This is a genomic window from Picosynechococcus sp. PCC 7003 (assembly GCF_001693255.1).
Classification (GTDB): Bacteria; Cyanobacteriota; Cyanobacteriia; order Cyanobacteriales; family MRBY01; genus MRBY01.
Map to the genome: position 1 here is coordinate 2,823,274 of NZ_CP016474.1, position 18,072 is coordinate 2,841,345.

Annotated in this window: 18 protein-coding genes, 1 tRNA gene and 1 pseudogene; 10 read left to right on the forward strand and 10 right to left on the reverse strand. The window is 49.3% G+C overall.

Features of this window, described 5'->3' with window-relative positions; all coding sequences use genetic code 11:
* The first annotated feature begins 103 nt into the window (after positions 1-103).
* From AWQ21_RS13415 to AWQ21_RS13425, 3 genes are all read left to right on the forward strand, one after another.
* Positions 104-802: an EAL domain-containing protein gene (locus AWQ21_RS13415; protein WP_232314990.1), complete on the forward strand. Its 699-nt coding sequence runs from the start codon at positions 104-106 to the stop codon at positions 800-802.
* Between the two features lie 177 nt (positions 803-979).
* A complete protein-coding gene (locus tag AWQ21_RS13420) occupies positions 980-2,119 on the forward strand; it encodes a GTP-binding protein (RefSeq protein ID WP_065714972.1) in 1,140 nt (379 codons plus the stop codon).
* Between the two features lie 180 nt (positions 2,120-2,299).
* On the forward strand, positions 2,300-2,833 hold the full coding sequence (locus AWQ21_RS13425; protein WP_157094771.1) for a hypothetical protein: 534 nt from the start codon (positions 2,300-2,302) through the stop codon (positions 2,831-2,833).
* Between the two features lie 138 nt (positions 2,834-2,971).
* Here the strand turns inward: AWQ21_RS13425 and AWQ21_RS13430 are convergent, their stop codons facing one another.
* From AWQ21_RS13430 to AWQ21_RS13450, 6 genes and pseudogenes are all read right to left on the reverse strand, one after another.
* Entirely contained in the window at positions 2,972-4,582 is a 1,611-nt protein-coding gene (locus AWQ21_RS13430) for an iron uptake porin (RefSeq protein ID WP_065714974.1), read from the reverse strand.
* A gap of 234 nt (positions 4,583-4,816) precedes the next feature.
* Entirely contained in the window at positions 4,817-4,981 is a 165-nt protein-coding gene (locus tag AWQ21_RS16295) for a hypothetical protein (RefSeq protein WP_157094772.1), read from the reverse strand.
* Positions 4,982-5,093: 112 nt separating this feature from the next.
* Positions 5,094-5,753: a Fe2+-dependent dioxygenase gene (locus tag AWQ21_RS13435; protein WP_065714975.1), complete on the reverse strand. Its 660-nt coding sequence runs from the start codon at positions 5,751-5,753 to the stop codon at positions 5,094-5,096.
* Positions 5,754-5,828: 75 nt separating this feature from the next.
* Positions 5,829-6,653 (reverse strand): hypothetical protein, encoded by an 825-nt coding sequence (locus AWQ21_RS13440; protein WP_065715365.1) that lies wholly within the window; start codon positions 6,651-6,653, stop codon positions 5,829-5,831.
* A gap of 72 nt (positions 6,654-6,725) precedes the next feature.
* Positions 6,726-7,358 (reverse strand): annotated as a pseudogene (locus tag AWQ21_RS13445) (multicopper oxidase domain-containing protein); the annotation flags it as partial.
* Positions 7,359-7,531: 173 nt separating this feature from the next.
* The gene (locus AWQ21_RS13450; RefSeq protein ID WP_065714976.1) at positions 7,532-7,735 is read right to left on the reverse strand and encodes a (2Fe-2S)-binding protein; all 204 of its coding nucleotides are present in this window, start codon (positions 7,733-7,735) and stop codon (positions 7,532-7,534) included.
* 225 nt (positions 7,736-7,960) lie between these two features.
* On the opposite strand from AWQ21_RS13450, the gene bfr (AWQ21_RS13455) reads away from it, so the two are divergent.
* Entirely contained in the window at positions 7,961-8,425 is a 465-nt protein-coding gene (gene bfr / locus AWQ21_RS13455; protein ID WP_065714977.1) for a bacterioferritin, read from the forward strand.
* 68 nt (positions 8,426-8,493) lie between these two features.
* Entirely contained in the window at positions 8,494-8,961 is a 468-nt protein-coding gene (gene bfr / locus AWQ21_RS13460) for a bacterioferritin (protein WP_065714978.1), read from the forward strand.
* A 126-nt stretch (positions 8,962-9,087) separates the two neighbouring features.
* Here bfr (AWQ21_RS13460) and AWQ21_RS13465 read toward each other — a convergent pair whose 3' ends face one another.
* From AWQ21_RS13465 to AWQ21_RS13480, 4 genes are all read right to left on the reverse strand, one after another.
* Entirely contained in the window at positions 9,088-10,089 is a 1,002-nt protein-coding gene (locus tag AWQ21_RS13465) for a phosphoribulokinase (protein WP_065714979.1), read from the reverse strand.
* 380 nt (positions 10,090-10,469) lie between these two features.
* A tRNA-Val gene (locus tag AWQ21_RS13470) sits at positions 10,470-10,541 on the reverse strand.
* 88 nt (positions 10,542-10,629) lie between these two features.
* Positions 10,630-12,174 (reverse strand): DASH family cryptochrome, encoded by a 1,545-nt coding sequence (locus AWQ21_RS13475; protein ID WP_065714980.1) that lies wholly within the window; start codon positions 12,172-12,174, stop codon positions 10,630-10,632.
* Positions 12,175-12,394: 220 nt separating this feature from the next.
* The gene (locus AWQ21_RS13480) at positions 12,395-13,198 is read right to left on the reverse strand and encodes an alpha/beta fold hydrolase (RefSeq protein ID WP_065714981.1); all 804 of its coding nucleotides are present in this window, start codon (positions 13,196-13,198) and stop codon (positions 12,395-12,397) included.
* A gap of 170 nt (positions 13,199-13,368) precedes the next feature.
* Between AWQ21_RS13480 and AWQ21_RS13485 the strand changes: the two genes are divergently transcribed.
* From AWQ21_RS13485 to AWQ21_RS13505, 5 genes are all read left to right on the forward strand, one after another.
* On the forward strand, positions 13,369-14,982 hold the full coding sequence (locus AWQ21_RS13485; RefSeq protein ID WP_065714982.1) for a hypothetical protein: 1,614 nt from the start codon (positions 13,369-13,371) through the stop codon (positions 14,980-14,982).
* A gap of 94 nt (positions 14,983-15,076) precedes the next feature.
* Positions 15,077-15,556 (forward strand): hypothetical protein, encoded by a 480-nt coding sequence (locus AWQ21_RS13490; RefSeq protein WP_065714983.1) that lies wholly within the window; start codon positions 15,077-15,079, stop codon positions 15,554-15,556.
* Positions 15,557-15,637: 81 nt separating this feature from the next.
* Positions 15,638-16,066: a hypothetical protein gene (locus AWQ21_RS13495; protein WP_083998025.1), complete on the forward strand. Its 429-nt coding sequence runs from the start codon at positions 15,638-15,640 to the stop codon at positions 16,064-16,066.
* 41 nt (positions 16,067-16,107) lie between these two features.
* Positions 16,108-16,521, forward strand: a complete 414-nt coding sequence (locus tag AWQ21_RS13500; RefSeq protein ID WP_083998026.1) for a hypothetical protein — start codon at positions 16,108-16,110, stop codon at positions 16,519-16,521.
* A 107-nt stretch (positions 16,522-16,628) separates the two neighbouring features.
* Entirely contained in the window at positions 16,629-18,047 is a 1,419-nt protein-coding gene (locus AWQ21_RS13505; protein WP_065715368.1) for a hypothetical protein, read from the forward strand.
* The last annotated feature ends 25 nt before the right edge of the window (positions 18,048-18,072 follow it).

Consider the following 18,072-nt stretch of genomic DNA (forward strand, 5'->3'; position numbering starts at 1 on the left):
AATATTGATCATCGCCAGGATAGTTTAAGAAATCCTATAAATTGGTTGCACTATGGCATGTAAAGAATGCACGAATCAGAATAAGCTCAATTTCGACTTCACAATGGCCTTTCAACCCATTGTCAACCTAGAAACCCAAACAATTTTTGCCCACGAAGCCCTGGTGCGGGGTTTAAATAATGAATCGGCCCAAGCAATTTTTCAACACATTAATGACAGCAATCGCTACCTATTTGACCAAGCCTGTCGTACCACCGCCATTCGCCTCGCCGCAGAACTTCATATTCCCTGTTTTTTGAGTATTAATTTCTTACCCAATGCCGTTTATGAACCAGAACGCTGCATTCGCACAACCCTAGAAGCCGCTGAAAACCACGGATTTCCCATTGAGCAAATTATTTTTGAGATTACTGAAAGTGAGCAAATTACAGATTTAGTCCACCTCCGAAAAATTGTTGAATATTATCGTGCCCGTGGTTTTAAAACAGCCATTGACGACTTCGGTGCTGGCTATGCTGGGTTAAATCTTTTATCAGAAATTCAGACCGATCTGATCAAACTTGACATGGCCTTGATTCGTGGCATCGATCAAGATAAAGTCCGCCAAGCGATCGTCAAGGGTGTGCTACAAGTCGCTGGGGAACTCTCAAGTCTTGTCATCGCCGAAGGCATCGAAACCCAAGCAGAATTAATCACCCTCCAAGGTCTAGGCATTAATCTCTTCCAAGGCTTTTATTTTGCCAAACCCGCCTTTCAATCCCTGGCCCAAATTCCGTTAGATCGGTTTGTCACTGTCGTTTGATTTTGGCGATCGCCATGGTAAGCACCGACCTTTCCCCCTAACGTATTTCTTCCGAGTTGGCCATGGCTTCCACAGCTCCGCATTCATATTTTTCCTGAAGTATCTCCCCGACTCTAGACACCCAAAATACTGTGTAAGATAAGAAAGAGTTGTTTTCTAATCGAAAGTAAAAATATTATGCCCACAGTCAGTAGCCAAGCCCCAGAGGCCAATACCCTAGATGCGAGTAAAAGTGGCCTTCCGGTAACGATCATCACCGGATTTCTCGGTAGCGGCAAAACAACACTCTTAAATCATATCTTGAGCAACCAAGAGGGACTGAAAACCGCTGTCCTCGTGAATGAATTTGGGGAAATCGGGATTGATAATGAGCTGATTGTCACCACCGAAGACAACATGGTGGAACTCAGCAACGGCTGTGTTTGCTGCACGATCAACGAAGATCTTGTGAACGCGGTGCATAAAATCCTCGACCGGGGTGACAAAATTGATTATCTCGTCGTGGAAACAACGGGGCTTGCCGACCCATTACCTGTGGCCTTGACTTTCTTGGGGACAGAGTTACGGGATTTAACTCGCCTAGATTCGATTGTGACCATGGTGGACTGTGCCAACTTTAGTTTGGATCTCTTTAATAGTGAGGCAGCCTACAGCCAAATCGCCTACGGTGACATCATTGTCTTGAATAAAACGGATTTGGTAGATGAGGCGGAAGTGGACGCTTTAGAAGTCAAAATCCGTGACATTAAGGAAGGAGCAAGACTCCTGCGCACCCAAAAATCTGAAGTGCCGTTGCCGTTGCTACTCAGTGTGGGCTTATTTGAGTCAGATAAGTATTTTGATGCAGCGGATACCCATGTGCATCACCACCACAGCCATGATCACCATGATCACGGGCATGATCATGATCACCACGATCACGACCATGTTTGCACCCCAGAATGCGACCATGACCACGACCACGAACACCACCATCACCACTCCAACCATTTAGAAAATGATGGGTTCACGTCAATTTCCTTCCAAAGTGATCAACCCTTTGCGATCCGCAAATTTCAATATTTCCTAGACAATCAATTACCGGTCAATGTGTTCCGGGCGAAGGGAATCCTCTGGTTTGATGAAAGCCCGCTACGCCATGTATTTCACCTCAGTGGAAAGCGGTTTACGATTGATGATTCGGAATGGAAGCCTGGGGAAACGAAAAAAAATCAGCTTGTTCTCATTGGTCAAAATCTCGATGAGGCAACGTTGCGGCAACAGGTAGAAAACTGCTTCTGTCTGCCCTCTGAGAACCGTGGCAAAGGTTTTTCGTAAATCATTTTCGACAGCATTAACTGTTTAACAGCGAATCTACACAACGCCTGGGGTAAGGAAAGTTAATTTCTTTGCCCTCTTTTTTGTCTGGGCGATCGCCTAGGCGAGAGGATCGAGATTTACCGCTAAGATGGAAGAACTTTGGTTTTTTTGCGCGCTGTTTTTTGGGTTTAATTTTTTATGCGATCGCCTGCTCCTTCCCGGACTGTGACCTTTCCCTTTTGGCTGACCCTCTGCTTACTGCTGAGCCTAGGCACCGTAGGGGTTTTAGGGACAGTGCCAGCCTTTGGCCAGGGGCGCAAACAAAATGCCGAACAAAAATTACTCCAGCGTAAAGATGCGGATCGCCACTTTGCCCTAGCCCAACAAGCCCACAGGGAAGGAGACCTAGAAACGGCGCTTTTCCACTGGCACCAGGCCGAAGCAATTTATCGACAGTTCCGCACTTGGGATCAGCTTAATTTAACCCTCACCGCCTTGGCCGACACCTATCTTACCCAGGCTAATCTCCAGGCAGCAGAAACAGTGCTGCGCCAACAACTCCATTTAGCCCGCGATCGCCAGGACGTACAGACCCAAGTTACAGTACTCAATCAACTCGGTCATCTCCTCGAAAAACAGGCCCAACCCCAGGTTGCTGCGGCTATTTTTGCCGATGCCCAGGCGATCGCCACGGGATTAACAACAGGCGAAACTGCACTCACCATAAATTAATTGCAGACAAAAAAAGCGGCTAGCCATAGATTCTAGCCACTACATCAAGGGTGAGGAAAAGTTTTAGAGCCACTCACCTCGTGAGCAGATTACCTAACGACAGTTTCAGAACTAGCCTTCTTGAAACTCTCACCTTTTTTAAAAAGTGAATGTAGTACGAATAGCACCGACAACAATAGTTTCATTCGCATCATTTTGGTTGGGGTTCCAGATGACATAGGCACCGGGAGTAATCATGATGTTGTCGTTTAGATTGTAGCGGTACTGTAATTCAGCAAGGTAAGTCGTATCATCGCAGATGCCACCGGCACATTGATCTACACCATTTAGGTCTCCACTGGTAAGCTTCGGCGGTTGACCAAAGACGAATCCGAGGACGTTGCCATCGCCACCAACGTCAAGCAGAGCAGCATTGACAGCCCAGTTCCAGATTTCTGCACTACCTTCATTGTTGGGATCTTCGATTTGGGCATCGGTGTAGCCCACCCACCCGGCAATGTTGAATTTTTCGCTAACCATCCAGCTTGCTTCAATGCCGAAGTTGTTAGAGGAGACAGCATACTCGTTGTCCCAAGGCTCCCTTGCCCAGTCGCTACCAGTGCTGCCGGATAGGTCTACGTCACCTTCAAAATCATTATCGACGACATCATCATCGCCTCTTTGATACTTATTGGTATAAGAGAACGCCAGGTCAAAACGGTCGGAAGGAGAGAAGGCTAGTTGGGCACCAGCAACATAGTTTCCGTTGAAAAAACCATTCTTTTCTTCCGGGTTAGAGGCAATACCATCATCAGCCAAGTAGCCCAAACCGAGGCTAAGGCTATCGCTGAAGTCATAGTGAAATGCTACCCCTGCCCCATCAGGGCCACTCTTGGTAGCGGGGTTAAGACGGGCAAAACCGGAGAGAGCACCGTCGGCTTCGCCCTCAAAGTAAGGATTAAATACCGGTAACGCATCATCAATACCGAGACCAAGTGGCCCGACAATAGCGGTTCCTTTACGACCGACAGGGAACTCATAGACAACGGTGTCAATAACAACATCATTATCATTCGCTTCCTCAAACCCCAATGCGGCAGTATCAACACCGGTAGCGCCAGCCAATTCAGGAATGTTTCCAGCGGCTAAGGTGACTTCTAGGTTGTCGTCGCCAGTGAAGCTAGTGTTAAGAGTCAGATTAACGCGGTTGCTGAAGGTGAGCTGGTCATCGAGGCGATCGCCAGAGTCATCGGCTTTCTCGTCACCAAAAGCACCAGCCAGGGCAAAGATAACTTCACCCTCAAGCTTAGTAGTGGTAGAAAACTGGTGATCTTCGAGGAACTCCACTCGCCCTTCGAGATCATCAACGCGGGCACCGAGGGTCGCCAATTCAGCTTCAAATTCATTAACCAAACGACGCAGCGCAGCGAGGTCTTCGGCGGTTACTTCAGAAGTCCCACTTTGAATCATGCGTTCGATCTGCTGCAAACAAGCGTTCAGGCCAGCCGCGAATTCATAACGGCTGAGGGGGCGATCGCCGCGATAGGTGCTATCAGGATAACCGACGATGCAATTGTAATTTTCAACGAGATTACGCAGGGCATCAAAGGCCCAGTCACTGGGAGCCACATCCCGCAATTGGAAAACGCTGTTCACTTGGCCGAGGGCACGGTCTTGATCTGTTATCGGAGAGGCGATCGCCGCTGTACCGAGACTGCTACCCACCAAGGCACTGGCGCTGAAGATAACAAAACCTTTGGCTAGGGACATTTTTAAATTCTCCACACACGCAAAATTTCTAGAAATAGAAATGATAATCGTTTTCGTAAAAGTCCGCAAGGGCGATCGCTTTTTGTATAGTCCCGTTGGCGGGAATGCTAGCGTGGTGATTCCGCATCAACTGGAGAAAAACCGAGACAGGCCGCGAACATAAAGTAAAAGAAATCAATCATTTTTTGATACCGAGAAAATAAAGTTGTTTTAACGAAACGATCTCGCCCAGCCTCAGGACTCCGCCACGGCGTGGTCTAAACTCAGGGTCGCTAAATAATATTGAGCAAGGTCTGGGGTGGCGTGGGGCGGCCTACATTGAGACGGCTCCGGGGCATGGCTATCTTGGCGGAGCTGTTGGGTAATGTCGGTCGTACCGTAGGAGTGGACAATCTTCATGGACTATTTAATGAAAATAATTCTTATTTAAATTAAATAGAGTGTATCGACACTTGGGAACCCCGTCAATAGTATTGATACTTATTTTCAATAATTTTTTAGGTGATTCTGTTTACTCGCTCCATAGCCGTAGGAGATTCGCCACACTCTTAGAGAGGAGATCAAATTCTGTGGTTTTACCGCTTTGGGCAAACAGGCTGCGACGACTGACATCAAGATCAAACACAATTTCCCGTTTTTGGGCATCCCGAATCCAACTTTGTACCCAACCCACCACCACTAAGCGCGTCCCTTTTGTCACCACATTTACCCGGTGTAGAGAAGTAGAAGGATAGGCGATCGCCGTTCCGGCAGGGAGTTTGTAGCTTTGTTCAGAATCTGCCCCTTCAATGACCAGTTCACCGCCTTCATATTCGTCAGGCTCATTGAGGAACAGAGTAAATGAAACATCCGAGCGCATCCCATTCATCAGGGCATTGTCAGTGTGGCGACCGTAGGCCATGCCGGGGCCGTAACGACTAAACAGCAGAGTATGCACACTTTTGGGGCGGATCGCCGTTTGAAACAGGGCATTGTTCTGGAGGGCTTGGCGCACTTGCTCTTCGAGGAGTTGGGCCGTGGGGGTTGTCTTGGCCAGTTGTTGATTGTCTTTGACCAGTTTGGCGTACCAGCCCGCCGTGAGTTTGCCATCGACAAATTCAGCTTGGGTCAAGGTTGCGGTTATTTTTTCGAGGGCCTCTGGTGTCAACACCTGGGGAATTTTAAAGAACATTGGCGTTACCAAAAAAATCTAAAAAAGCCCCAGCAAAACCGGGGCCACTGTAATGATATTCACAGAACTTTGAGATTAGCTGTTACTGGCCGCTTCAATCTCCACAATGCGGCTTAAGACTTCCTGGGGCGTTTTCACAGGAGCCTGGGGCGGTTCTACCGTGGGCCAAGCGGTTTTGAGATCTGCCATGGCGGTGGCGATCGCCTCCCTGGTCTCTGGAGCCAACTGATCAGCAACCTGGTCGTAGAGCATTTCGCTGTGGAGGACGAAACCACGGGAATCCTGATATTCCACCGCTTCGACGATCTGATTATTGGCGATCGCTGCAGCATATTCTTCCCCGGCCACCTGGAGGAGATTATTCATGACCCCAAGGACAAACTCAGGGGACTGCAGTTCTGCTTCACCGAGGGCCGCAAGGGCTGTATCAATGGCCTCAACGGACGCGTCTAGTTGGGTCTGTAATTCGGGAGATTCCGGTGCTGTTTTGATCAAGTCATGGGCACTATTGAGGACATCTTTGAAATCGGTCACACCGCGATCGCCCAATTGACCCTCAATGGCACCATACAATTCTTCTACAGGATGGCCGATGTGTGGTTCTGCCTGTTCATATTCCCCAGCCGCAATTAATTCCTCAGCCACCATCAAATGGCCCAACATCAACGAAAGAGTCGTGGCATAGTCTTCATCGGGGTTGCCGGAACTAGCGCCTTCACCACCTTCACCACCTTCGCCGCCTTCGCCCCCATGGTCAGCACTATTATGTTCTACGGTTTCTGTTGTTGCAGCATTTTCGCCCCCTTCCCCACCATTGTCTGGAACGGAGGTGCCACAGGCCCCTAAGCTCACCGCCAAACCAAGGGTTAAAAATAACTCAACGGGCTTTACAGATTTCATACTATTAAAAATAATTTGCAAATTGAATATTGCAATACGCTAGAGTTTTTGCTGATTTTTGTCAATAGATGTTTAGGTTTCGGCTGGTAGCACTTCAAAAAAGCCCATGCAGCCATGTTCGGCAATGTAATCCTGGTGGGGATGGAACATATACTTCCCAGGGAAAGGATAGGCAAACTCTAGGATGTGGCGTTCGGCAGTGCCCATGGTGACCACATCACTTTCTTCGTGGGAGGTCGTGGTCATGCCAGTGCGATAGAGCTTAAAGAAGTTGGCGTGGATATGAAAGGTGATCGCCGGATCAAACTCGATCATATTCAAGACGTAAAGCCGCACCAGTTGATTTTGCACAATGGGGATGGGGATGGGGCGATCGCGGAACACATTGGGAATGCCATTGAAAGCATACAGTTCGTTTTTTTCATCGTCATTGATGTCATAACCCCCCAGCACCAACACCATTTCGTCGGCGGGGGGCCTGGCCTCAGGGGGATCAATAATGAAGAGTCCAAACAAGCCTTTGACGATGTGGCGTGTCACCGGAGCAATGTGGCAGTGGTAAAGGTGAACACCGTAGGGCGTTGCCTCAAATTCATAGATAGTGGTTTGGTCATGGCGCACTGGTTTGACGCCATCCATCGTGTCGGGGTGAGTGCCGTGGAAGTGGAGGATATGGGAGTGTCCATCGGCATTATGAAAAATAATTTCGCCTGCCCGATTTCCGAGCTGTTATCGGTGTCTAATCACTCCGAACTTGAAACGCAATCAATCGATCACTAACTGGGCTTTTTATGCTCAAGTGCCCCAATAAATTCAAAGATTTCCTTAAAAGGTAGAAATCTAAACAGAAAGACTTGCAAATAAAATCTTGCCTATTCCTAGGCGATGGTCGAGTTGCAGGGTTGCTTCACACAGCCTTGTCCATCGTAATCCTGCAATAGCTGGGCGGCATACTCCAGGCAAGTGCCACAATCCATCCCAACGCCCATCACACTCGAAAGCTCTTTCATAGAGCAACTTTGTTGTTCCGCAGCTTGGCGGATTTGCTTTTCAGTAATGCCACGACAAAGGCAAACGTACATGGTGACCTCAAGGAGAAAATGCTTGATTTAAATGTCACCCCCTACTATGCCCTATTCTAAAAATTATTGCAATAGATTCTCATTTTTTGTCTCGAAATTATTCAGAAAATAAAATTTTGTGAGTAAAGCCCCCCAATGGGAGGAACTCCCCTAAGCTAGACATACCGCAGTATTTATGACACCTTTTACGTTGAAGGTGGTCGATTTGGAGTGAAAAAAAAGCGAATGCAAGGAAAATCTGGCATTAATACCCAACTCAATGCAGTCTTAAAATCTCAGTTGACTGCTATTAACCAGTTTTTTCTCCACGCGAGAATGGCGAAAAATTGGGGCTTGGGGGCATTGAATGGTCAGGAATATAAGTACTCCATCAAGGCCATGAAACAGGCCGATAGCCTCATTGAACGGATTTTGTTTCTAGAGGCCTTGCCCAACCTTCAGAGTCTTGGCAAGTTGATGATTGGCGAAGATGTTCCAGAAATGTTGGCCAATGAGCTAGCTACGGCGACAACGATCCGCAATGAGTTACTAGCAGTGATTCAACTGTGTGAAACGGAACAAGACTATGTCAGTCGTGATCTTTTGGGCGAAATTCTCGAAGAAACCGAAGCGCAGATTGACTGGTTTGAGTCCCAGCAGTGGCTGATCGAAAACTCTGGCCTGGAAAATTATTTACAGGCGATGATGTAGATCGCGCGATGATATGGGCCGTACTATGGCCTACTTTTTATTCACTTAGAGCATTAAAGAAAATTCCGATGAAAGGTAATCAAAAAGTTTTAGAACAACTCCATAAACTGCTACGCAATGAGCTAGCGGCCCGGGATCAGTACTTCACCCATTCCCGGATGTATCTGGACTGGGGCCTGACGAAACTCTATGAACGCATTAACCACGAGATGCAAGACGAGACGGGCCACGCATCCCAATTGATCGAGCGGATTTTGTTCCTCGAAAGCACCCCTGATCTGTCCCAACAGGATGGGTTGAACATTGGTAAAACTGTGCCGGAAATGCTCCGCAATGACCTCGACTATGAGTACAAGGTTATCGGGGATCTGAAGGGGGCGATCGCCATTTGCGAGACAGAGCAAGACTACCAAACCCGCGATATTCTCCGGCAAATGCTGGCCGACACCGAGGAAGACCATGCCCACTGGTTAGAGCAACAGTTGGGACTAATCGAGAAAATTGGCCTGCAAAATTACCTGCAATCCCAGCTGTAAAAGTAAAAGTTCCCTGGCATTGGGCCAACCAAATGTAAGGCAACAAAAAAAGGAGGTCTTTACCTCCCTCTCTCGCAAGGGGTTTGCTATGGTAAACCCCTTCTGTTTTATATCGGCTGAGCGGTCTTAAACGCTTGCGGCGATCGCCCCTTTCCCAGCAGTGACGTATTCATAGGATTGGCGCATCTTGAGGCCCACGAGCACTTGGAACAGACCTGTACCGTTATCAGAACCGGGGTAGTCCTTATGTTTCAGGAGTAGCTCAGTCATTTCACCGTAATACTTGGTGCCGGTTTTGCTGAGGTGGCTTTCGATGTAAATCATTTCTTCGAGATTATCGAATTTCCCGTCTACTTCCAGGACAGAGACCTCATTGCCGAAGTAGTTATCGGGGCCATAGTACATCTTGATGCCGGGATAATTACAGGTGAGCTTCCGGCCACAGGGACGCCAGTTAATGGTGGAGCCTTCATCAAAGAGATAGGCCGGTTCGAAGCCAGCAACCCCTTCTTTTTGGATGAGGCGTACCCGGAGGTATTTGCCTTCTTTGTCATCGACCAGCTCAGTGGGTAGCACCTGGATTACAACATCCGCAAATTCCCGTTGGGGTTCGATGTAGGCGCTGAAATCAGGTTTCCGGGCGTTAATTGAAGCAAGAACGTCTTCATAGGTATGGCCTCGTTCTGCCATATCCCGTTGAATTTTCCATTGGATTTTGACTTCGTCGCTGATGTCAAGATACACGCTAAAATCTACCAATTCCCGCACCCGGGCATCATAGAGAGGATGTAGCCCTTCGATCACGATGACTTTGTTGGGTTCAATGCGTTCGGGCGGGTCAATTTCGCCGGTCTCGTGGTTGTAGATGGGCTTATCAATGGCCTTTCCGTTCTTTAGATCACGGATTTGCTCTGCCATGAGATCAAAATTATTGGCCTTGGGATTGAGGGCTGTCACCCCAGCTTCTTTGCGGCCTTTGCGGTCAAGGCTGTGGTAGTCATCAAGGCAGATGACCGTCATGAACTCTTCGCCGAACAGATCGGTAAGCCGGCGTAAAAAGGTAGATTTTCCGCAGCCGGAGTCCCCGGCAACACCAATAATAACTACACGGTCTGTCTGACTGGTCATAAATTTCCTCTGGGTCTGCAAATTTTATGTTTTAAACTCATCCGTTATCTATGGCGGGAACTCGTGACGAATCGGTTTACTCGCGAGGCTCAGGCGTGTAAATAACCTTAGCTTTGCCACACTGTCACCCCGAAGGCGATCGCCCAGATAAACTCGGTACGAAAATAATTGCTTTTATTAATTTCGCCGCTTATTATACAACGGCACTAACATTTAACCATGGTGCCCCCCCAGAAGCGAGCAAATATGGAGTTTGTTTGCCGTTCATGGGGAAACACAAATTTTCTTGAACCCCTGTTAAGGCCCCGTTTGCGCCCCATGGGTCGCGAAAAAATAAAAAGCCACCCCAGAAGGTGACTTCTGCATATTCTTCTTAAGGATGGGCGTTACTGGATTTGAACCAGTGGCATCCTGCTTGTAAGGCAGGCGCTCTACCGCTGAGCTAAACGCCCTTAAGCCTTAACAACTATAACAGGGCATTTTTTAAAATGCAAGGGGGCTAGCAAAAGTTTTTGTGAACTTCCACGTTCAACAGAGCAACTAACGTCGCCAGCGGGCTTTGGGGGTGTCTTGGTTTCGTTTGAAATTTTTACTGGGCTTTCGGGATTTGGATTTAGGGGCCAGACCCAGGGCTTTTTGGTAAATGCGTTCGTTTTCTTGGACAGAGATTTGCAGATCAACCAGCGGTTTCGGGTAGGTTTCCCCCAGAATAATTTGGCGATCGCCCAACTCTTTTACGGGTAAACGCCAGGGTTGATGGATCTGCTCTCCGGGAAGGGCCGCCAATTCCGGGAGCCAGTGACGCACATAGTCCCCCTGGGGATCGTAATCCTTGGCCTGTTTGGGAATGTTGAAATAGCGAAAGCCGCGTGCATCGTTCCCCACGCCAGCGGTGTAGTTCCAGTTGCCCCAGTTGCTGCACACATCGTAGTCAATCAGTTGCGACTCAAACCAAGCCGCCCCCCACCGCCAGTCAATCCCCAGATTTTTTGTCAGGAAACTACCGACATTTTGCCGCCCCCGGTTGGACATAAAGCCCGTGTACAAAAGTTCGCGCATATTGGCATCGACAAAGGGAATCCCCGTTTGCCCGGTGCGCCACAATTCAAAAGCTTCATAATCTTGTTTCCAGGGAATTGCGACCCCCTGCAAGCCTTCTGGTTGAAAGATTTGGTTGCCATGTTTGGCACAGATCCAGCGGAAATAATCCCGCCAGAGTAGCTCAAAAATCAGCCAGTAGGTGGAATTGTTAGCGATCCGCCGATTTTCGTATTCCTCCACCTGGGCAGCAATGTAGCGAGCTGAGAGACAACCCAGGGCCAGCCAGGGCGAGAATTTTGAGGAGTAATCTGCCCCTAACAAACCATTGCGGGTTTCTTTGTAAATCTTGAGGCGATCGCCTTCCCAGAAATAGGCTTGGAGCCGTTGCAAACCAGCGGTTTCACCGCCTTTGAACGGGAACACCCCACGGGGATCGGTGGTCTGAGGCGTTAGGCCCAAATCCTGGAGGCTGGGAATCTCGCCAGAGTCAAGGGTTTCCGGGAGCGGTGGCAATTGGGTCGGTGTGGGTACCGGAGAGGCGATCGCCGCATACTTTTCCACATCCTTACGAAATTGAGTAAAAACCTCCGGTACTTCGTTAATACCAAAGGGCAAATCCCCTGGATCATGGAGGGTCGTCCCCCAAAAGGTTTCCACTTGAACGCCCCGTTGTTGGAGGGCCTGGCGCAGTTTCCGTTCAACGCGGGTTTCCTCTGCCGTCACCTCTTGGTGCCAATAAACAGCGTCAATTTCCCACTGGACACAGAGATCGGGAATGAGTTTTTCGGGTTTGCCTTGGCCCACAATCAAATCACTCCCCTTGCCCCGGAGGTTTTGCCGTAGATCTGTCACTGCTTCCCGGAGAAACTGTCCCCGAAAAGCACCCGTTTTCGGTAAATCTAGCAGGGTCGTCCCAAATTCCCGTGGGTCAAAGCAGTAAAGGGGAAAAATCTGGGCCTGTTGTGCCAGGGCTGCCTGGAGTGGCTGGTGGTCATGGAGCCGGAGATCGCGGCGATACCAAAGCAGAATATTGACAGAGGGCATTGTAATCTAACGAACGATAAGGCAGAAGCCCATAAGGTAACGTTAATTGCCACTCAGATTCAAACGACATATCCATTGGCGCGCCACATTTTTAGCCCAGCATCTCGACCCCCAAACGTCAGTCTATCCCAGGGAAGTCGGCCAAGGCCCCCACTGTAGTCTTTTGATGGTCTGAGGTTGCGACAAATTTACACAGGGGCGATCGCCTTTTCCGGTTCGTTCAATAGAGAAAATCTTTAAGGGCAGCGATTACCCCCTGGGGATTGCTTAACTGGGGAAAATGCCCCTTGGCGTCGATCCAGTGGAGTTGACTACCACGGATGGTTCGGTGGAGATATTCGCTCACAGCCTTTGCAACAAAAGGATCATTCTCCGCTTGCAAAATTAATGTTGGGATCTTGAGTTGGCTAACCTCGCGACGGTAATCAGATTGGAGAATCAAAGAAAAGATCAAAAAAGCATAATCGGGCCGTAGTCGGAGGAGCGTCTTGGAAAATTCCGCCGATAGTAACGGCTGCTTCGGGGTATTCATAATCGATGGCGCATATTTACGCACCCATTGGGAATAGTTCTGGGTCATTTCCGCCAATATTGCATCGGCTGTGGCTTGATCAAAACTTCCCACATAATTTTGGTCATGAATGTACCGGGGTGAGGCACTAATAAACACTAAACGGGTAATGAGATTGGGGTGCTTGAGAGCCACCAGGGTTGCGGTCATACTACTAACCGAATGGGCAACCAGTTGCACTTCTTCAAGATCGAGGGCATCGCAAATGTCGATGATGTCCTGGGCATAACTTTCGAGACGTGTGTGATGTAATGTCTCGTTTTCGTTGGCCTGCGATCGCCCACAACCTGGCAAATCAAAAAGCACCAAACGGTAGTCCGCCGCAAAGGCCGGGGCCACCAGACGCCAACTGGTTTGGTCACTGCCAAAGCCATGGGCAAAGAGTAGCACCTTTTCTGAAGTGGCATTGCCGAGGATTTGAACATTATGTTTAGTGAGGATATCGGCGGTCATATCGGCAAAATTTTCCTGAGAAAGAGGTTACTAATCTAGGGACTCTAAAAGTTCTCCAGACTCCATAAGAAGGTTGCTCAGTTCGTGAAGCTACTTTGCAAACCTACCCACCCAGGGCTGGATTGGCCATAGATTTGAACATAACGTTACTGAAGTTGCAACTGAGAACAATGGCAAAGGGTTTATGGCGATCGCCTTGGATTTGGGTTGGGTTAATTTGCCTTGGTGCCTGTAACGGGCAATCCATTAGTGTAGAGCAACAACCGGGGGACATAACGGCGGCGTCTTCTTCAGCCAACTGTCCCAGTACCGATGCAGCGGCCCAGCGGTTAATGATTCAAGGGGATCTGTCAGTGGCGGATCAGTTTGATTTTACGGCGTGGGATATTCAGGCGGATGCAGATACTGTGACGGTACAAACCCAGCACCATCAACTGGTTTTTTGTCGGGAAACCCAAAGTTGGGCGATGCTGCCGCCGACCCCAGACACCACTTCCAACACCGCCCAGGATCAGGAGTTACTTTTAGCGGGGGAAGATCCCGCTTTTCAAACGATCGAACTGGCAGGCGAAACCTATCAATATCGCGTCCTCTTGCGGCCCAATCCTTTTTTAGATTTTGAGAATCCCCCCGAAAAGGCGATTTTTGAACTCATTCCCCCAGGGGAAACCGAGGCGATCGCCTTAGATCTTTATACCCTCGAACAGTTACGCGCGACTGGCATTGGCTATGAACTTGGTATTCCCACAGTGACGGCGGCAATTCCCGTGGCAGAAGCATTATTTTTTGCGGTTTCCTCAGAGCAAGGGGAAGGGTTTAGTGGTTTGAGCACCTTGATTCGTTATGAGCCAAGCACTGGCAGCCTCGAATTACAGCAACCCGACGAGTTGATTGCCACCCAAATTACCGACCTCCAGGCTACGACTAGCGATGATCAAACCATTCTCTGGTTGGGGACAAAGTATGCAGCCGAAGGTTCCCCTCTGATTCCCGCACGGGGCTTGGTGGCCTATGAATTTAACGAAAATTGGCGTGACGGCAAAATCTCGTTTTACACAATTCACAACAGTCCCTTGATCGGGGCAATTCCCACCCAACTCCATGGCGAAGGTGATCTGCTTTGGGCGGCGACGGGAAACGGCATTTGCAACATTCAGTGGCGCAATATTGACCAGTGGGAGGCGTGGAATTGTTGGCGCTTTGCCCTAGAAGCCCAGGTGCCAGAATCGGGTTTCCCCGTTTACCGTAGTCTGTTGGCAGAAACCCCCAGTACCACCCTAACCGCAGAAACGGTCGAAGTGCTCTGGTGGGCGAGTACCGTTCCCTTTGGCATTGCCCATGAACAACCGAAGAGGGGACGATTTGAAGTCGCTTATCCCATGGGCTTTCGGGTGACGGTACCGGAGGGGGCTTTTCAGTGGGATAGTGAACCCGGTGCGGATTTACTCCCCTGGGAAGATCGTCTCTATTGGCCCGGCGAAGAATGGCATTGGGCAGGCGATCGCTTTGTGCGGAGTTTTGATGAAGTGATGGGGCAACAGGTGGGCCTGGGGCCAGTGGGCATTAGTGAGCAGGGCTATAACCCTGAAGGTGTACAGGATCTCAATGCATTGCGGGGGGATTTGACCCTCTTTGCCCTCGACCTGGATAGCACCACCGTGGATTATTTTTCTGGCTGGGTGGATGATGCGCTCCTCGAACCCAACTTTACCCTTGTGCCTTCTGAGAAAAAACCGATCACCACGGACTCTCCCCTAAAGGCGATCGCCGCTGAACTTTTCTAGAAAATTTTCTGGGGCGGAAGAAAAAAACTGCATAAGCAAAATTTCTGGTCACTATCACCTGGCAACACACAATCAATCCAACCAGGTAAAACAAATGACTACTTTCGCTTTCTCCCGTCCCCAATCCCTCAAACTGGCTACTGCTGGTGCTCTCCTCGCTCTCGGTGTTCTCAGCCTCGCCCAACCCGCTAAAGCTGACAATGTTTCTAGCAGCACCATGATTTCTGAACAGACCAGTGCCGCCGTCGGTGTCGGTAACTCCACCTCTAATGGTATGGGCCAATCAAATTTCCAAAATCAGAGCGGTTTCTTCAGTGGTGGTGACAACGGTGCCCAGTCCACGATTGTCGGTTCTCAAACTGCCGTGGCTGATGGCTTTTTCAACAATGTCAACAACAACCTCGGTCAATCCAGTACTCAACAACAATCCGGAGTCCTTGGGTTCGGCAATAATGCCAGCGTTGCCCAGGTGGGTGCAAGCCAAACAGGCGCGGGGATTGGTTTCGGCAATAGCGTCAACAACAGCAGTTTCCAGAACAGCTTCCAAAACCAAAGCTCCATCTTTTCTTTCTAAGACCGACACCAGGGCAGTGGTTTAACCGAACTCCCATAGCTGCCCGGTTTTTCCCCTAGTCCCTTCACCGAGGCCAAATCAATGAAAATTCTCTTTGCTGGTTCCCCCTTCTGGATGATCTTTACCCCTTCTCTGCTTGTACCCGTTACTTCCATTAGTATGCCTGCCCAGGCAGCCTGTGTGATGACCGATGTGTCCCTCCAAGTGGCAATCCACGGTTCCCACACTCCAGCTAACCAAAGCAACCAAGTCTTTATGGGCACAGGCAACCAACCCTGCTGGGGCAACACCACAACCAACACGAGCAGCCAGCTTTATGTTGGCTCTGGTAACACTACCCAACAACGCACCAGTAGTCACTTTGTTGATGGCAATGGCGCGAATCCCCTGGCTCCCTACGGCATCCAAAGTCCAACCATTGGCACCCAAATTAGTGTTCCCATTGATATCTACAGTCCCGCCCACGATCCAAATTTCCTGGAGTCCCTGGGATTACCCATTAATCCTTAAATTGACCGCTTACTTTTTACTCGCCCCCGGAGAAACTAACCATGTTTAATACAACTCGCAACCTCGCTGTTTTTGGTTTAACAATGCTACTGCCCCTTAGTTTTGTCCCTGGGGCGATCGCCGACGACTATCAACCCTGGCTGAGCGTAGAAGATGCCCAAGAATTCTGTAATACCCAGGAAATGGAAGACATGACCCAAGTGAACAGTTTCCATAACGAGGCCACGGTGACAGACAGCACCAGCACCCCAGACAGTACGACCAGCCAACATATCGATGCCCAAAATACAGGCTGGGGTATGCAAACCATCGGTTCAATGAGTGCCAAGGATTGCTCTGCCGTCATCCAAGCAGAAGCCCACCGTTATGCCACCTACCAACAATTAGAAAATGTACGCTATGTCAATGACTCTAATTTGCGCCAGGGACTCCTCGGTAATATGTTGGCTTGGTAACCGGTTATTAAGAAAAAGCTCAACTAAGATGTATAGCGGCAAGATAATGGTACTTACAAAAACACCGCTATGCATTTTTGCTTGAATGGGAAACCCAAGGGGAGATCATGAGTTATCCGCAGCAGTACTGGCATTTATATCGCATCAGTCTCCAGCACCGCCAAGGATATCACTGGGCACCGCTCCCAACGGCCCAAACCTGGTTAGAGACTACAACTTTTTCGGCTAATTCTTTACCAGAACAGCTCCTCCAGGTGTTTCAAGCGACCCAAGGAGAACCACACCGCCAGGCATTAGCGGGATTGTGTTTACGGTGTTATGTGTCCCAACCGATTCTCCAAAGTTGCCAACGCCTCGCGAGTTTATTTAGTGCCCAACAAAATTTTTCTTACCAAGACCTTTTGCCCCTGGTGCTCCACGACGACGGCCAGAGGTTAATTTTGATCGATGAGGCCACAGACAGCAATCAAGTTCAACTCAACGAAGATAGCCAGCCTAGCCCCTGCCAGTTCCAAATTTTTGCGGTGGAAATTTTACGTTCCTATGGGGCGCAGCGGGAAAATAAACTTAGCTTGAAGAATTGGGCTTTTTTGAAAACAAAACAACACCCGGACATTCGCGCTTTTTTAGCAGAATTTGGCTTTCAACACCTCACCGATTGGGCGCTTTTAAACCGCGCCCGTAAAGGTCAGTTTGAGCAGTTAGTGCCTGCGGATCAAAGTTTACTCAAAGCTTTCCATGCCGTGTATCGCCGCGATCGCCGTCAACAAACTAAACAGCGCACCAAATGCCAGACCCCTACGGAGGCGCAACTTTTGGAAATGGATGCCCACTGCGTTGACCAGGGTTATCCGAGCCGCACCCCCAAATTACTCCTGGGAGATTTGCATCGCCTCGCCGAACAGTTGCGGCAATATGATATTTGGCGATCGCGCGAAAGTTTAGAAACCTATGATGCCGACAGTGGTGATTATGCCCCCAGGCGAGATCTCCCCCACGAAAGCCTCGATGAAGGGAACCTCGAACAACGGGAGATGATCCAATTTCTGCACAACCAATTGGCGATCTCCTTTGATGAGAGCCTCCAGGACAACCTCAAACAGAAACAACAAAAACTCGCCAAAAGCAAACGCTACAAACCCTTTGCCGATCACTATTTGCAAGGTCTTTCTCTTTATTACATCCAGGCCCAATCCCTCGCGGAGATTGCGCCCCAACTGGGCATGAGTAGCTGGGATCAAGCCCGCCGCATCCTCAACCCCGGCGATTTGTTGAACCAAGTGCGCCGCCAAACCACGGAAAAATTACTCGCCAAACTCCTTGATCTGGCCCGCCAAAAAGGACTAACTGGCCCAGAACCCGACCCAAACTACCTAAGTTCCCTTTGCCAGCAACTAGAACAATTTGTAGACCAAGAACTGTTTACGGAGGCCGCCGCCGAAATCCGCAGTGGTAAGAACCGTCGCTTTGACAGTGCCTACGCCCAAAAACTAAAGCATTACTTGACGAATGCCGCCCCAAACTAACCCTAATCTTGCTTGACGCCGAGGA

What these genes read in the sequence shown, in the direction of transcription:
- AWQ21_RS13480 (WP_065714981.1), bottom strand. Translation starts at nt 13,198, where the DNA reads ATGACCGCCGATATCCTCACTAAACATAATGTTCAAATCCTCGGCAAT.
- AWQ21_RS13415 (WP_232314990.1), top strand. Translation starts at nt 104, where the DNA reads ATGGCCTTTCAACCCATTGTCAACCTAGAAACCCAAACAATTTTTGCC.
- AWQ21_RS13430 (WP_065714974.1), bottom strand. Translation starts at nt 4,582, where the DNA reads ATGTCCCTAGCCAAAGGTTTTGTTATCTTCAGCGCCAGTGCCTTGGTG.
- AWQ21_RS13440 (WP_065715365.1), bottom strand. Translation starts at nt 6,653, where the DNA reads ATGAAATCTGTAAAGCCCGTTGAGTTATTTTTAACCCTTGGTTTGGCG.
- AWQ21_RS13505 (WP_065715368.1), top strand. Translation starts at nt 16,629, where the DNA reads ATGAGTTATCCGCAGCAGTACTGGCATTTATATCGCATCAGTCTCCAG.
- AWQ21_RS13425 (WP_157094771.1), top strand. Translation starts at nt 2,300, where the DNA reads ATGCGATCGCCTGCTCCTTCCCGGACTGTGACCTTTCCCTTTTGGCTG.
- AWQ21_RS13435 (WP_065714975.1), bottom strand. Translation starts at nt 5,753, where the DNA reads ATGTTCTTTAAAATTCCCCAGGTGTTGACACCAGAGGCCCTCGAAAAA.
- AWQ21_RS13490 (WP_065714983.1), top strand. Translation starts at nt 15,077, where the DNA reads ATGACTACTTTCGCTTTCTCCCGTCCCCAATCCCTCAAACTGGCTACT.
- AWQ21_RS16295 (WP_157094772.1), bottom strand. Translation starts at nt 4,981, where the DNA reads ATGAAGATTGTCCACTCCTACGGTACGACCGACATTACCCAACAGCTC.
- AWQ21_RS13450 (WP_065714976.1), bottom strand. Translation starts at nt 7,735, where the DNA reads ATGTACGTTTGCCTTTGTCGTGGCATTACTGAAAAGCAAATCCGCCAA.
- AWQ21_RS13420 (WP_065714972.1), top strand. Translation starts at nt 980, where the DNA reads ATGCCCACAGTCAGTAGCCAAGCCCCAGAGGCCAATACCCTAGATGCG.
- AWQ21_RS13500 (WP_083998026.1), top strand. Translation starts at nt 16,108, where the DNA reads ATGTTTAATACAACTCGCAACCTCGCTGTTTTTGGTTTAACAATGCTA.
- AWQ21_RS13475 (WP_065714980.1), bottom strand. Translation starts at nt 12,174, where the DNA reads ATGCCCTCTGTCAATATTCTGCTTTGGTATCGCCGCGATCTCCGGCTC.
- AWQ21_RS13495 (WP_083998025.1), top strand. Translation starts at nt 15,638, where the DNA reads ATGAAAATTCTCTTTGCTGGTTCCCCCTTCTGGATGATCTTTACCCCT.
- bfr (WP_065714978.1), top strand. Translation starts at nt 8,494, where the DNA reads ATGAAAGGTAATCAAAAAGTTTTAGAACAACTCCATAAACTGCTACGC.
- bfr (WP_065714977.1), top strand. Translation starts at nt 7,961, where the DNA reads ATGCAAGGAAAATCTGGCATTAATACCCAACTCAATGCAGTCTTAAAA.
- AWQ21_RS13465 (WP_065714979.1), bottom strand. Translation starts at nt 10,089, where the DNA reads ATGACCAGTCAGACAGACCGTGTAGTTATTATTGGTGTTGCCGGGGAC.
- AWQ21_RS13485 (WP_065714982.1), top strand. Translation starts at nt 13,369, where the DNA reads ATGGCAAAGGGTTTATGGCGATCGCCTTGGATTTGGGTTGGGTTAATT.